Source organism: Janthinobacterium sp. GW460-12-1-14-LB5 (genome assembly GCF_059423585.1).
Genome location: NZ_JBWKYD010000021.1, coordinates 56685 through 71165 on the forward strand (window position 1 = coordinate 56685; position 14481 = coordinate 71165).

General features: G+C 64.2%; 14 protein-coding genes. 7 read left to right on the top strand and 7 right to left on the bottom strand.

Annotated features, from left to right (window positions below; all coding sequences use genetic code 11):
* The first annotated feature begins 36 nt into the window (after positions 1-36).
* From AC07X6_RS21020 to AC07X6_RS21035, 4 genes are all read left to right on the top strand, one after another.
* Complete coding sequence (locus AC07X6_RS21020; protein WP_494792284.1) at positions 37-1485, top strand: peptide MFS transporter; 1449 nt, start codon at positions 37-39, stop codon at positions 1483-1485.
* 131 nt (positions 1486-1616) lie between these two features.
* Positions 1617-2303: a UPF0149 family protein gene (locus AC07X6_RS21025; RefSeq protein ID WP_494792243.1), complete on the top strand. Its 687-nt coding sequence runs from the start codon at positions 1617-1619 to the stop codon at positions 2301-2303.
* A gap of 12 nt (positions 2304-2315) precedes the next feature.
* Positions 2316-4019, top strand: coding sequence for a hypothetical protein (locus AC07X6_RS21030; protein ID WP_494792244.1), 1704 nt, complete (start codon positions 2316-2318; stop codon positions 4017-4019).
* 13 nt (positions 4020-4032) lie between these two features.
* The gene (locus AC07X6_RS21035) at positions 4033-4416 is read left to right on the top strand and encodes a hypothetical protein (protein WP_494792245.1); all 384 of its coding nucleotides are present in this window, start codon (positions 4033-4035) and stop codon (positions 4414-4416) included.
* Here the strand turns inward: AC07X6_RS21035 and AC07X6_RS21040 are convergent.
* Complete coding sequence (locus AC07X6_RS21040) at positions 4403-4924, bottom strand: GNAT family N-acetyltransferase (RefSeq protein WP_494792246.1); 522 nt, start codon at positions 4922-4924, stop codon at positions 4403-4405. The genes AC07X6_RS21035 and AC07X6_RS21040 overlap by 14 nt on opposite strands.
* A 97-nt stretch (positions 4925-5021) precedes the next feature.
* Positions 5022-5249 carry a hypothetical protein gene (locus AC07X6_RS21045; RefSeq protein WP_230539487.1) on the bottom strand — a complete coding sequence of 76 codons (228 nt, stop codon included), beginning with the start codon at positions 5247-5249 and terminating at the stop codon, positions 5022-5024.
* A 140-nt stretch (positions 5250-5389) separates the two neighbouring features.
* On the opposite strand from AC07X6_RS21045, the gene AC07X6_RS21050 reads away from it, so the two are divergent.
* Both AC07X6_RS21050 and AC07X6_RS21055 read left to right on the top strand, forming a co-directional pair.
* Entirely contained in the window at positions 5390-6583 is a 1194-nt protein-coding gene (locus AC07X6_RS21050) for a prenyltransferase/squalene oxidase repeat-containing protein (RefSeq protein ID WP_494792247.1), read from the top strand.
* Positions 6576-7499 (top strand): AAC(3) family N-acetyltransferase, encoded by a 924-nt coding sequence (locus AC07X6_RS21055; protein WP_494792285.1) that lies wholly within the window; start codon positions 6576-6578, stop codon positions 7497-7499. Before AC07X6_RS21050 ends, AC07X6_RS21055 begins: the two co-directional genes overlap by 8 nt.
* A 79-nt stretch (positions 7500-7578) precedes the next feature.
* Here the strand turns inward: AC07X6_RS21055 and AC07X6_RS21060 are convergent, their stop codons facing one another.
* Complete coding sequence (locus AC07X6_RS21060) at positions 7579-9846, bottom strand: OPT family oligopeptide transporter (protein ID WP_494792248.1); 2268 nt, start codon at positions 9844-9846, stop codon at positions 7579-7581.
* Between the two features lie 188 nt (positions 9847-10034).
* Between AC07X6_RS21060 and AC07X6_RS21065 the strand changes: the two genes are divergently transcribed.
* Positions 10035-12359, top strand: coding sequence for a penicillin-binding protein 1A (locus tag AC07X6_RS21065; protein WP_494792249.1), 2325 nt, complete (start codon positions 10035-10037; stop codon positions 12357-12359).
* Between the two features lie 96 nt (positions 12360-12455).
* On the opposite strand, the gene AC07X6_RS21070 is transcribed toward AC07X6_RS21065, so the two are convergent.
* The 4 genes from AC07X6_RS21070 to AC07X6_RS21085 all read right to left on the bottom strand — a co-directional run bounded on the left by AC07X6_RS21070 (position 12456) and on the right by AC07X6_RS21085 (position 14328).
* On the bottom strand, positions 12456-12710 hold the full coding sequence (locus AC07X6_RS21070; protein WP_230539482.1) for a hypothetical protein: 255 nt from the start codon (positions 12708-12710) through the stop codon (positions 12456-12458).
* A gap of 114 nt (positions 12711-12824) precedes the next feature.
* The gene (locus AC07X6_RS21075) at positions 12825-13304 is read right to left on the bottom strand and encodes a cupin domain-containing protein (protein WP_230539481.1); all 480 of its coding nucleotides are present in this window, start codon (positions 13302-13304) and stop codon (positions 12825-12827) included.
* A 40-nt stretch (positions 13305-13344) separates the two neighbouring features.
* Positions 13345-13641 (bottom strand): hypothetical protein, encoded by a 297-nt coding sequence (locus tag AC07X6_RS21080; protein WP_494792250.1) that lies wholly within the window; start codon positions 13639-13641, stop codon positions 13345-13347.
* A gap of 33 nt (positions 13642-13674) precedes the next feature.
* Entirely contained in the window at positions 13675-14328 is a 654-nt protein-coding gene (locus tag AC07X6_RS21085; RefSeq protein WP_230539479.1) for a TetR/AcrR family transcriptional regulator, read from the bottom strand.
* Positions 14329-14481 lie beyond the last annotated feature (153 nt).

Here is a 14481-nt window from a genome sequence, read left to right on the forward strand (position 1 = left end):
AACAAGGAAGCCGTTATTCCCGAGTTCAAGCAGATTATGGGCCATCCAAGCCCATTGTGGATGTTGTTCATGACTGAATTCTGGGAACGCTTCGCGTTCTACGGAGTTCGCTGGGCGCTGGTACTGTACATCGTGGCCCAGTTCCACGCTGGCGACGGTTCGGGACAGGCAGCGGCCAACCTGACCTACGGTTCCTTCCTCGCGCTGGTGTACGCCGGCGCCCTGTTCGGCGGCTACATCGCCGACCGCGTCATCGGTTACCAGCGTTCCATCCTGCTGGGCGCCGTCTTCATGGCTGCCGGCCTGTTCTGCATCTCCGTGCCGAACCAGGACATCTTCAACCTGGGCCTGGCCACCATGATCGTCGGTAACGGCATGTTCAAGCCGAACATCTCGACCATGGTCGGCAAGCTGTACACGACCGCCGATCCGCGCCGCGACAGTGGTTTCACGATCTTCTACATGGGCATCAACATGGGCGCCATGGTCGCGCCCGTCTTCACCCAGTGGCTGGCCGAGTCGATCTTCGGCACCAGCGCCATGCCGTCGTACAAGATGGTCTTCATGGCTTCCGGTTTCGGCATGCTGATCAGCCTGGTATGGTTCTTCATCGGCCGCCGCGCCCTGAAGGGCATCGGCGCACCGGAAGCCGGTTCCGGCAACCCGATGCGCGTCGTCTGGGTGGCCGTCGGCTCCCTGTGCGTGATCCCGCTGATGTACTTCCTGCTGACCGTCGGCGCTGAAAAGCTGCAAATCGTCCTGACCGTGCTGTTCGTCGGCCTGGCCGTGATGCTGATGATCGAAGGCATACGCAACGGTAAAATTGCGCGCGACCGCGTCATCGCCATGCTGCTGATCTTCGTCTTCAACATCCTGTTCTGGATGTTCTTCGAACAGGCTGGCAGCTCGTTTACTTTCCTGGCTGACAAGATCGTCAACCGCGACCTGGGCTTCTGGATCTTCCCGACCGCCTACTTCCAGACCGTCAACTCGGTCGCCATCATCGTCTTCGCGCCGATCATCGCCGCCGTCTGGGTCTTCCTGGCGCGCCACAACGTCAACCCGTCGATCCCGCGCAAATTCGGCCTGGGCTTGCTGGGCAATGCGCTGGCCTTCGGCCTGCTGATCTTCGCTCTGTCGAGCCTGGTTGGCGCCGATAACAAGATCCCGTTCTGGACCCTGACCACCGTCTACGTGCTGCAATCGATCGGCGAGCTGTGCCTGTCGCCTATCGGCCTGTCGATGGTGACCAAGCTGGCGCCAGTGCGCCTGGTGGGCCTGGGCATGGGCGGCTGGTTCCTGTCGACCGGTATCGGCAACAACCTGTCGGGCATCTTCGCCAGCCACGTCAGCGGCGAAAGCGGCATGTCGGTGCAGTCGGCCCTGTCCGGCTACACCTTCGGCTTCTGGTCCCTGCTGGGCGCCGGTGTCGTGCTGTTCCTGATCGCACCGCTGATCAACAAACTGATGCACGGCGTGAAATAAGGGTCTTGTTGTAGATCAGAACGGCGGCCTGCGGGCCGCCGTTTTTCATTCCCGCGCCGGTTGTTGCCTTGGCGGGCGGTACAATACCGCCAGGGCCACCGGCCACTCCACCCACATCACCAAAGAATATTATGTCCAGCATCTCCACCACCACGCCCCTCTCCGACGACGAATACGCCGAACTCGACACCCTGCTGGCCGCGCCCGCGCTGGAAAGCCGCGCCATGGACGTGTCGATGCTGGAAGGTTTTCTCACGGCCGTCGCCCTGAGCCCGAAACAGATCGCGCCGGAACAGTGGTTGCCATGGGTATGGGACAAGGCGGCCGGCAGCGCCGCGCCCGCAGCGGATGCGGCCAGCGAACGGGCGGCCAGCCTGGCCCGGCGCCACCACGCCTACATGGTCGAATGGCTGGCGAAGGATCCGGACAGTTTTGAGCCCATCTATGTGTGCGGCCCCGAATGGAGCGTGCCCGCCTGGTGCGCCGGTTTTATGCTGGGCACGAGCCTGGACAAGCCCCAGTGGGCGGCCCTGGCCGTCAGCCATCCCGAGTACCTGGCGCCGTTCCAGCACCTGGCCACGGCCACCGAACTCGATGACGATGCGGCCGAAACGGCCATGGATGGCGTGATTCCTGCCGTCATCGCCATCAACGCCGCCTGGGCGCGCCAGCGCCACCTGAAAAGCCAGGCGCAAAGCCAGCCCGGCGCCACCGTGCTGCGCGAACTGCCGAAAACGGGCCGCAACGACCCGTGCCACTGCGGCAGCGGTAAGAAATACAAGAAATGCTGTGCCGACGCCGATAGCGCGGCCGGCTAAGGACGCATCTCCTTGCACCTGCTGCTGACGGCCATCCTGCGCTTCCTGCTGCGCCACGCGCTGCAGTTCGCCCTGTTCATCGTCATCCTGCTTGCCGGCCGCCTGCTGCTGGCCGAATGGCGCGCCTACAGCGCCGGCAGCGAGGCCGTCGCCGCACTGCGCCAGGCTTCCGGCAGCGCCGGCAGCCATGGCGCCAGCCTGGCCGAGGCGGCCACGCTGCGCGTCAACGCCCTGCGGCTAGCATCACAAGCAAGCATCGCCACGCGCCTGACAGAAGTACAAGCGCAATTGACGGCCTTGCGCGCGCGGCAGCAACCGTCGCTGTTTACTATTCCCCTGCCCGACACGCACACCCTGGCCCTGCACGCGCAGGACGAAGCGGCGCGCCGCGTGGAAATCGAAGTGCTGGCGCAGGAAGCCCGTTATCTGGTCGCCCTGCAGGCGGCGCTGAGCGGTGAAGATGCACGCCAGACGCTGGCGCGCCTGCATGCGGAACACGTCAGCGCATATGCCGAACTGCAACACAACCTGCGCCAGCGCCGGCAGCTGGAAGCGCAGCACCCGCTGGCCGCGCGCCTGCCCGGCAGCGACGCTTACGCGCAGCTGTCGCGTCTCGAAGCGCAGGGCCAGCGCTTGCGCGAGGTCAACCTGCAAGCGTATCAGGCCTGGCTGGCGCAGCGCGCGCGCAGCAGCAATACCACCAACATCACCCGCCCCGCCCCATTCGCCATCGACAGCGCGGCGCTGGCTGGCGCGCTGGCGCCCGTACAAAAGGCGATTGCGGTCGGCGAAGAACAACTGGCGCGCAACTGGATCGCCCGCTGGCGCGCTCCCGTGCTGGACGTGGCGCCCACGGCCGCCCTGCTGGTGCTGTCGGCCATCCTGCTGCCCGTCGCCATCAAGGCCTTCTTTTACTTCGTGCTGGCGCCCATCGCTTCGCGCCTGAAACCCTTGTCCATCGCGCACGCGCTGAACGTGACGGCCACTGCGCTCCCCCTGCCGCCCGATGGCCAGTCGCGCATCTCCGCCGTCTCGCAGGCATTGCAGCTCAAACCCGGCCAGCGGATGCTGATCCATCCCGAATACCTGCAATCGTCGCCCGTCGGCACGCGCAAGCGCACGCAGTGGCTGCTGGACTGGCGCTATCCGTTCACCAGCCTGGCCGCCGGCATGGCGGCGCTGACGCGGCTGGAAAGCGATGCCCCGGCATCCGTGACGATTTCCGCCAGCGACGACCCGCTGCTGGAAGTAGCCGTCGTGCACCTGCCGGCCGGCAGCGCCCTCGTGTTCCAGCCGCGGGGCCTGGCGGGCCTGGTCTGCGACTCTGGCCATCCGCTGGCGCTATCGAGCCACTGGCGCCTGGGCAGCCTGCATGCCTGGCTCACCCTGCAGCTGCGCTTCATCGTCTTTCGCGGCCCCGTCACCCTGATCGTGCGCGGCTGCCGCGGCGTGCGCCTGGAGCGCGCGGGCCAGGGCCGCTCCATCAGCCAGTCCGCCACCCTGGGCTTTACTACCGACGTGCTGTACTCGACGCTGCGCAGCGAAACCTTCCTGCCCTACCTGCGCGGCCAGCAGGCGCTGCTCAACGACCGTTTCGACGGCGACAACGGCGTCTACCTGTACGAAGAAACCCCGCGCCACGGCAAGCAGCCGGGCAAGGTGGGCAGCTGGTTCGAGGGTTTTACGGACGCCATCTTGAAAGTGTTCGGCATCTAGCCGAGAAAACCTTATGAACGACTTCCTGTTTGCCGATTTTCTCGAGGATCAGGCCGTGTATGCGGCACTGCAAGCGTACTGGCAAACGCGCCTGGCCTTCCTCGACGGCCTGTGTTCGCCGTATCTGCGCACCAGCTTTGCCAACGGCCAGCCATTCAATGACGGCAATCCCATCGTCAACCTGGCGGACCGCAACGCCGGCAAGGCGGCGCGCATCGTGCAGCAATGCCCGCAGGAGTTCGGCCCCTGCTACACGAGCTTCGGACAAGCCATCGAGCTGGCCGGCAGCGATGGGCAGCTTCGTCCGGCGCAGGAAAAGATCATCGTGCTGACCTTGACGCAGGCAACGGCGCAGAGGGCCGGGGATGAACTGCGCGCCTGGTTCATGCCAGGCTAAGGGCGGCGCCATCCGGCACAAAATCGGGCTGCAGCAAGCCGTAGACGTGCAGGTCGACAAATACGCCATTCAGGCATTCCGCCTGCCGCAACACGCCTTCGTGCGCGAATCCCAGCCGTTCGGCCAGCGCCATGCTGGCGTGATTGCCGGCCGCGCACTGCAATTCGACGCGGTGCAATTGCAGCGCGCCAAACGCGTGCGCGAGGACGGCGCGCACCGCCGCGCTGGCGATGCCCCGGCCCTGGAACTGCTGCCCGAGGTAATAGCCGATGCGGGCATTGCGGTCCGCTGTGTCGATGTCTTTCAGGCGGATGCTGCCGCACAAGGCCGTGCCGGAGAAAACATGCCATTCCAGTACCTCGCCGCTGGCCGCGCGGGCGGCGGCGGCCTGCAGATAGGCCTGCGCCTCGCCGAACGAGTCCAGCTGCAGCACGGCAGGCAGGTAAGCGCGCAGGTGCTCGCGGTTGTGCGCCACCAGCCCGGCGAGGGTTTCGGCGTGTTCAGGCAAGGTTGGAACAATAGAAATATCAGGAAATTTTGAAGGATTCACGCGCAAAGAGCCCTGGCGGGCCGGTAAGTTAAAGAAACGGCACTGGGTTCGCAGGCTAGGCGGCGATCGAATGCGACACCGTCAGCCACTCGCCCGGCTGCAGATTCGCCGCCGCCTCGCGCGTGGCCAGCACGCTGTCCGGGTTCAGGTCGGACCGGTTCAGCTTGTAGGAATAGGCGAAATCGTCGGCATCGAAGGCCTGTCCCGCCTTGACGTAATACTTGAAGCCGACAAACGAGTCGGGATTGGTGACGACCGAATACTCAAGCGTGACATTGTTCATGGCGGGCCTCGTCGGCGATGGTGATACGGCCATTATGCGTCAATTCCGGCGGCGGCGACGCAACGGTCCTTGCGGCAAGTCAATAGCCCTGCCGGCTGCCGGCGCTACAGTAGCCTGAGTCCACCACCGAATGGAAAGCCATGCGCGCCTTGCTCGCGAAAATCAGGAACACACTGGCGCCGCAGGCGGGCCTGCCGGCGGCGGCGCGCATGGAGCGGACGGCGGACCGGCGCGGCCTGCCCGCCTTTGACCCCGGGCCGCAAGCCGTCGTCAAGGCTTGCACGGCCTGGCTATGCGCGGCGCAAGACCATTCCAGTTCAAGCGACGGCGGGGTCGCGCGCGACTACAGCCTGCTGACGGGCTGGGCTAGCTCCTATCCCGAAACCACCGGCTACATCATCCCCACCATGATCGCCCTGGCGCAGCGCGCTGGCGACGAGGGTGGGGATGATGCCCTGCACGCACGGGCGCGCCGCATGCTCGATTGGTGCGTCGCCATCCAGTTCCCCGCAGGCGGTTTCCAGGGCGGGAAGATCGATTCGCTGCCGCGCGTGCCCGTCACCTTCAACACGGGCCAGATCCTGCTGGGCCTAGCCGCCGGCGTGGCAGCGTACGGCGCGGCATACGAGGACGCCATGCACCGCGCGGCACGCTGGCTGCGCGACAGCCAGGATGCCGACGGCTGCTGGCGCCGGCATCCGACGCCGTTCGCCAGCGCCGGCGACAAGGTGTATGAGACGCACGTGGCGTGGGGCCTGTTCGAAGCGGACCGCATCGCGCCTGGCCACGGCTATGGCGCGGCGGGCCTGCGCCAGGTCGACTGGGCGCTGACAAAACAGCGTCCCAACGGCTGGTTCGCCTCGAACTGCCTGGACAACCCGCTGCTGCCCCTGACCCATACCATCGGCTACGCCTTGCGCGGCCTGCTCGAAGCGCAGCGCTTTTCGGCCCGCGCCGACCTGCTGGACGCGGCCAAGCGCACCGGCACGGGCGTCGCCAGGGCCGTGGCGGCCGACGGCTACCTGGCCGGCCGCCTCGGCCCGGACTTCCAGCCTGGCGCCGATTACGCCTGCCTCACGGGGTCCGCGCAAAACGCGCATTGTCTGTTCCTGCTGTACCAGCTCACGGGCGAGCGGCCCTACCTCGACGCGGCCCGCCGCCTGAACCGTTACGTGCGGCGCTCCGTCAGCATCGACGGTCCCGCGCACGCGCGCGGCGGCGTCAAGGGTTCGTTTCCCGTCGATGGCGACTATGGCAGCTGGGCTTACCTGAACTGGGCCGCCAAGTTCTGCATCGATGCCAACCTGCTGGAAATGCACATTGGCGATGCTTGAGCAGGCCAAACACGCCGCCAGGGCCGCGCTGGAAGCGTGGCGCCGCGCCGCCGGCGCCCGGCAAATGCGCCACGACGCCCCGCACGTGACGCGCGCCGCGCTGGCGTCCGGCCTGGCGCGGCTCGGCGTGGCGCCAGGCGATACGCTGTTCGTGCATTCTTCGCTGAAAAGCCTCGGCTACGTGGAAGGCGGCGCGGCGGCCGTCATACGCGCCCTGCAGGACGCCGTCGGCCCGCACGGCACCCTGCTGCTGCCCACCTACTATCTGCCCGGCGGCACCGTGCGCGCCACCTGCGCCATGCCGGGCTATGTGTTCGACCCGCGCCGCCATGGCACGCACATGGGGCGTCTGCCGGAAGCGTTCCTCGCCAGCGGCAATATCCTCCGCAGCATCCACCCGACCCACTCCGTATCCGCGTGGGGCCGCCATGCCGACGCTCTGACCGAGGCGCACCACCGCGCACCGTCGATCTTCGGCGTGGGCTCGCCCTGGCAGCGCTTCATCGGCTGCGACCAGGCCAAGGTGCTGGGCCTGGGCATTTCCATGGGACCGGTGACGTTCTATCACGCGCTGGAAGACGCCATGGGCGATGCCTTTCCCGTGCCCGTGTGGGAGGACGATACAAAGCTGCTGGCCTGCCTGGACCACGCCGGCCGGCGCTGGAACGTGCCCGTGCGCCCTTTTGATATGGCAATCGCACAGCGCCGCATCGACCATCCGGGCCGCGGCGACTTGCGCGATTACTTTGCGCGCGAATTCGACGCCGCCGGACTGCGCGTCAACGGGCAGGTCGGCGATGCCGCGTCGTGGCTCATTCCGGCGCAGGCGTTTTATGACCACCTGCGGCGGCTGGCGTCCGACCACGTGACGATCTACGCGAGCGCGGCGCAACTGGCGGCGCGGCCGATACCGTAGTCATCGCCGCCATGCGCACATAAAAAAACCGCCCGGATCGTCATGACACCGGGCGGTTTTCCTTGGGCTGGCTACAACATCAAGCCTGCGAACTGCCCGCTTTCTTCTCTCTTGCGACGATATACAGCAGCACGATGATGACGGCATACGGCAGCAGGGACAGCGCGTCCGAGTGCAGGCCCGCATAGAACGGATTGCCGTGCTCGGCCCAGTCGGCCATCATCTGGTCGAAGTGCGTCAGCACGCCGGCCGTGATGGCGATGATGATGCCGGCCAGCGCGCCGCCGGCGATGTAGCCGGACGCCAGCAGTACGCCCGAACTGCGGTCGCCCGCCAGCTGGCGCTCTTCCTCGTTCAGTTTCGCGTTGTGTTCCAGCTTGTTGTTGCGGCGGTCCGCCAGCCAGCGCACCAGGCCACCGACGAAGATCGGCAAGGTGGACGACAGCGGCAGGTACACGCCCACCGAAAACGCCAGCGACGGAATGCCGGCCATTTCCAGCACCACGGCGATCATCACGCCAAACAGCACCAGGGTCCACGGCAGCTGCTGGTCGAGGATGCCCTTGATGATGTAGGACATCAGCACGGCTTTCGGCGCATCGTATTTCTTCACTTCCGAACCGTCGGGGCGCTTGCTGTAGTGGCCATTGATGCCCGGGTCGACCAGGTACGCGAGCTGGCCGTCTTCCTTGACGAAGTATTTGCCGGCCGGGCCGCCCACGGTATCGGTCTTTTGCCAGACTTTATACGTATTGTGGTCGCTCTCGGCTTGCGGGCCATGCAACTCGCCCGTCACCGTCAGCTTCGATGCATCGACCGTCAGGCCAGGCGCCACTTGCGCGGCCGGCACGTAGACGGTGCTCGCTTCGTTCAGCTTCAGCAGAATCGGACCGAGGATCAGGGCCGACGACAAGGCGCCCGCCAAAATCGCGTACTGCTGCAGGCGTGGCGTGGCGCCGACCAGGTAGCCGGTCTTCAAATCCTGCGACGTGGTGCCCGCATTGCTGGCAGCGATGCACACGATGGCGCCCACCGACAAGGCAGTCACATAATAGCGCCCGCCCGTCCAGCCCATGATGAGGAAGATCAGGCAAGTGAACAGCAAGGTGGCCACGGCCATGCCGGAGATCGGGTTCGACGAGGAGCCGATTTCGCCCGTCAGGCGCGACGAGACGGTGGCGAACAGGAAGCCGAAGACGAGGATCAGCAGCGCGCCGAGGAAATTCATGTGCAGCGGCGTGGCGAAGGTGATCACGGCGATGATGGACAGGCAGCCGATGACGACCCATTTCAGGGGGATGTCCTGGTCCGTGCGCAAGGTGGAATCGGTCTTGACGCCCTTGCCGATGCCTTTCAGGCCGGCCGACAGGCTGCGCCAGATCATGGGCATGGCGCGCACCAGCGAAATCAGGCCGCCGGCGGCCACGGCGCCCGCGCCGATGTACAGCACGTAGGCGCTGCGCACGTCGTCCGCGCCCATTTCGCTGATCAATTTGGTGCCCGGCGAGAGCACGGTGGTCAGGCTGTCGCCGAAGAACTTGATCATCGGGATCAGCAGCAAATACGACAGCACGCCGCCGGCGGCCATGGTGGCGGCGATGCGCGGGCCGATGATGTAGCCCACGCCCAGCAATTCAGGGGAAATCTCGGCGCCGATGGAGCCGCCCTTGAGCGGCGCGGCAAATTCCACGCCCGGCGTGTCCTTCCAGCCCTTGAACGAGATATTGAAGACTTTATACAGCAAGCCGACGGCAAAACCGCCGAAGATGATCTTGGCGCGGCGCTTGGCGTCCAGCGCGGCGGCCGAATCCTTCTCGATGCTTTCGCCGGCGGCGATGCGCGATTCTTCCGTGGCGGCCGCCTTGAGCACTTCGGCGCAAGCCGTGCCTTCGGGGAATTTGAGTTCCTTGTGCTGGTCGACGATCATGGTGCGGCGCATGGGGATCATCATCAGGATGCCCAGCAGGCCGCCGAGGATACCGACCAGCATGACTCTGGAGATTTCCAGGTCGAAGCCGAGGATCAGGATGGCGGGCATGGTGACGCCCAGGCCGAAGGCCAGCGATTCGCCGGCCGAACCGGCCGTCTGCGTGATGCTGTTTTCCAGGATCGACGAATCCTTGCCGCCCACCTTCTTGGCCAGGCCGAACAGGGTGATGGCGATCACGGCGACGGGAATCGAGGCGCTGACGGTCAGGCCCACCTTCAGCACCAGGTACAGCGAGGAGGCGCCAAAGACCATCCCCAGGATGACGCCCATGAACAGCGCGCGGAAGGTCATCTCGGGCAGCTTCGCATCGGCCGGGATATAGGGCTTCACGGCGCTCGGCATTGCATCTTTTGCCATAAATAAATCCTTAATTTTATAAAATAAACAGCCCGGAGCGACGTCCGGGCTATTTGCTTGAAGCCGAGACTATCGCACAGCCGCGTTTCGATGAAAAGGTTTTTTGCAGCCGGTCCCGGCGCCGGGAGCGCCGCCGCATTGGTCTATAATCGCTGCCACCGTGCCCTGCACGCTCACGTGAGACTGCCTTGACTGCCCAACGATCCGGATTTCCCTGGCCTTCCCGCCGCGCCACCGTGCGCGCCATCATCATCGCCGGCTGCGCCGCGCTGGCCGCTGCCCTGCTGCTGGCCGCTTATCTGTTCCTGTACGTGCGCCCCCGCCTGCCCGAGCTGGACGTCATCACCGACTACCAGCCGAAGATCCCGCTGCGCGTGTACACGGCCGACAATGTGCTGATCGGCGAATTCGGCGAAGAGCACCGCGACTTCGTGCCGATCGCGCAAGTGCCGGAAATGATGAAAAAAGCCCTGCTGGCCATCGAGGATGGCCGCTTCTACGAACACCACGGCATCGACTTCGTGCGCGCCGGCGGCGCCGTGCTGTCGAACCTGCGCCACGGCTTCGGCCACGGCGGCGGCTCCACCATCACCATGCAGGTGGCGCGCAATTTCTTCCTGACGCGCGAAAAAGTCGCCTCGCGCAAGCTCAATGAAATCATGCTGGCCCTGAAAATCGAGGCGGCCCTGTCGAAAGAGCAGATTCTCGAGCTGTACATGAACCAGATGTACCTGGGCCAGCGCTCGTTCGGCTTCGGCAGCGCGGCGCAGACGTATTTCGGCAAGCCCTTGTCCGAACTGTCGATCGCGGAAATGGCCATGCTGGCCGGCCTGCCGCAAAACCCGTCGCGCCACAACCCGATCAGCAACCCGAAAAAGGCGCACGCGCGCCAGCAGCTGGTATTGAAACGCATGCGCGAACTCGATTACATCAGCGAAGGCCAGTACCGGCAGGCGCTGGCGCAGCCCCTGCATTTCAATACGCGCGGCAAGCAGGGTTTCGACACGCACGCCGAATACGTGGCCGAACTGGCGCGCCAGGCCGTCTACGCCCAGTACAAGGAGGACAGCTATACCAAGGGCATCAGCGTCTACACGACGATCCTGAAGGCGGACCAGGACGCGGCCTACGCCTCGACGCGCCGCAACGTCATCGCCTACGACCAGCGCCACGGCTACCGCGGCCCGGAAACCTTCATCGACATGCCGGCGGATCCCGAGCAGCGCGACGACGCCATCGATGCTGCACTGCAAAAACGGCCGGACAGCGACGGCCTGATCGCCGCCGTCGTCACGGAGGTATCCAGCGGCAAGGTGCTGGCCGACACGGGCGACGGCGACGCCAAGACCATCACGGGCGACGGCTTGCGCTTTGCCGCCCCTGCCCTGTCCGCCAAGGCGAGCGCCGGCATCAAGCTGCGCCCCGGCGCCGTGATCCGCATCAGCCAGGACGCCAAGGGCAACTGGGCCATCACGCAAGTGCCGCTGGTGGCCGCCGCCTTCGTCTCGCTCGATGCGGAAACGGGCGCCTACCACGCCATGGTGGGCGGCTTCGACTACAACCTGCAAAAGTTCAACCACGTCACGCAGGCCTGGCGCCAGCCCGGTTCGGCCATGAAGCCCTTCGTGTACTCGGCGGCGCTGGAAAAAGGCTTTTCGCCGGCCACCCTGATCAACGACGTGCCCCTGGAAATGCAGGCGGGCGGCAAGGTGTGGGCGCCGCAGAATGACGATTTCAAGTTCGACGGCCCCATCACCATGCGCTATGCGCTGGCGCAGTCGAAGAACGTGGCCTCGGTGCGCATCCTGCGCGCGCTGGGCGTGGCGTACACGCACGACTTCATGGAAAAATTCGGCTTCGACCCGGCGCGCCAGCCCAGCAACCTGACGATGGCGCTGGGCACGGGTTCCGTCACGCCCGTGCAGATGGCGGGCGCCTACGCCCTGTTCGCCAATGGCGGCCATCAGGTGGAACCGTATCTGATCGACCGCATCGTCGACGCCAGGGGCACGGTATTGATGCAGACCAAGCCGCCCGCGCCGAACGACGAGAAGACCCTGGCGCTCGATCCGCGCAACGCCTTCGTGATGGACAGCATGCTGCGCGAAGTAGCCCGCACGGGCACGGGCGCGGCGGCGACGAAAAAACTGGGACGCAGCGACATCGCCGGCAAGACGGGCACCACCAGCGACGCCGTCGACGGCTGGTTCGCCGGCTACGGCGGCGGCATCGTGGCGGTGGCGTGGATGGGCTATGACGAGCCCAAGTCCTTGGGCGGGCGCGAATTCGGTTCCACCCTTGCCATGCCGATCTGGATCGACTACATGCGCACGGCCCTGTCGACGCGCCCGCAAGTCACGCGCGCCGTGCCGGCGGGCCTGAGCCAGGTCGACGGCGAGTGGCTGTACGATGAATTCATCGACATGAATGGGATCAAGACCCTGGACATGGACGTGGAGACGCCGACGGATCCGGCGGCAGTGCCGGAGACGGTGCCGGTTGAGACGAACTGAGGCCGCATGGTCGGGCCGGGAGCCACCGTTACGCCGCTGGCCCGCGGCCCGTGGCCCGTGGCCCGCACCACCCGCCTGGGGCTCCGGCATTGTCGATCACGCTTGCCGGCAATCCGGCCAGTCACAATTTGCCTTGAGGATTTCTCCATCGACAATAATCATGGCAGGATTCTTTTTCCAATCCGCGTCGGACACAGTGAATTTCTCCTTCATTTCAGGCGTCATCAGGCAATCTGAAAACAGCATGGCATTCAGCCTGAATTCCGGCACGAATTTTGACATTTTTTTCGTCCCATCCGGATATTCAACCTGGAATATCACTTCCGTGACCTTCCCCCGCATATCGTTCATACCGCCTCCACATGAATATGCAATACATTCACTTACAAAGCACGGACAATCGGCCAACCGCGCCGCCGATCCGAATGACGCCAATATCGAGATGATTCATACGTCAACCATCGATTAATTTGGAACGCAGCAACATGCGTAACAATAAAACATGGTCGCGCCAAATTTACCCGCATTAAATGCATATGGCACGTTCTGCGGAATGAACATCCAATCGCCGGCCGTCAGTTCAAGCCCCGCGTATTCGATGGAGCCGGACACGATGACCCGTATGCCGTCGCCTTCCTCGTGCTGGTGCTCCTCGACGCCGGCGCCGGCTTGGGCGACGGAGACAAAGAACTGCGCCCCTTTGCCGGTCAACGCGAACGGCAATTGCCATTTCTGGAAGCCAGCAGGAAGCTTGCGGATACTGAGGCTCTCGCGTATGCGCTGCGCAAAGGGATCCCGCGAAGTCAGCACCGTCGTATTTTGCTCGTCCAATCCCAGTTCTTTTCTGGCATGTGCAATCCTTTCAAGCCCGGACTCAAAAGAAATAAACTTGAAATTTTCATTAGACATGGCGCCCCCAAATAAATTTTCAAATTGAATCAGCAAGAAGGGCAATCCACACCCGACCATTCGACTTTATCCCGGATCATGAAAATATATTTTGATACCAGTCAAATTCGCAGCGCGGAGTATTTTTGAGCATGGCGGCCATTCGAGATAAGGCATGCGGAATAAAAACTTTCACATTTTTAATGTCACGCACGACCAGATCCGCCGAACGCATCGGCGTACCGGCGGCCATCAGGCAGCCGCGTTCCGAGGCAGCGGCATTACTTTCAGGAAAATAGGAGAAGCAGGCCAGCCGAGGACAAGGCTGCGCCACAGCGAGCAGCGGCAGCTTGATGCAGACAAGGCCCGCAACGGGGCCATGCCCTGCCGACACGCGCCGCTGCCGGAGCCATGCGGGGACGTTGCGCTAAACGCCGCTCATGCTCAAATACCCGCGCACCGTGCTGACCACGCTATCGGCAAAATCGTCGACATTGACTTTCGCCGCGCGGTACTTCCAGCGTTTCACGTACCAGTCCTGAAACAGGGCCAGGCAGTGCGCGGCCAGCAAGGTGGGGTCACCCTGCGGCTTCGGCGCGATTTCGGCGATGGTGGCGGCGATCAGGGTCTGCACATACAGTTCCGAATTCTTCGCCATGCTGCGCTGCTCCACCTGCAGCACGCGCGAATCCATGAAAACAAAATAAAACCACGGCTGCAGCACTTCGGACAGGTAGATCGACGAGCGTATCATCGCCTCCAGGCGGTCCAGCGGCGACTTCACGTCCGCAAACAGCAGCGGCAAGGCTTGCGTGGCGTGGCGCACCACGTCCTCGATCATCTCGGCCAACTGATCCTTGCTGGTGATGTAGCCATACAGGCCGCCCATCGACAGCCCCGTCTCGCGGCACAGGTCGCGCAAGCTCATGGCGCGGAAACCCACGTCATTGGCCAGGCGGAAGGTGGCGACGAAGATGCGCTCAAGATTTTCCAGCGCCGGCTTGCGGCGCTTGACGCCGATGCGTTCCGCGTGGCGGTCAAGAATATATTCCCAGATGTTTTCGCCATTTAAAGGCGTCATCTGCTGAAACTGTTCAAAATTAAAATGGGTCGACAAGTGCATTCCCAAGTAACGGTGTATGAGCAATGTAAGACAGCGCCTGGTCGGCGCTGCAAGACGGCGGGACGGCGGATGCCGGGCCGATTATAGCTCAGGAAAACAACTATTTGACTT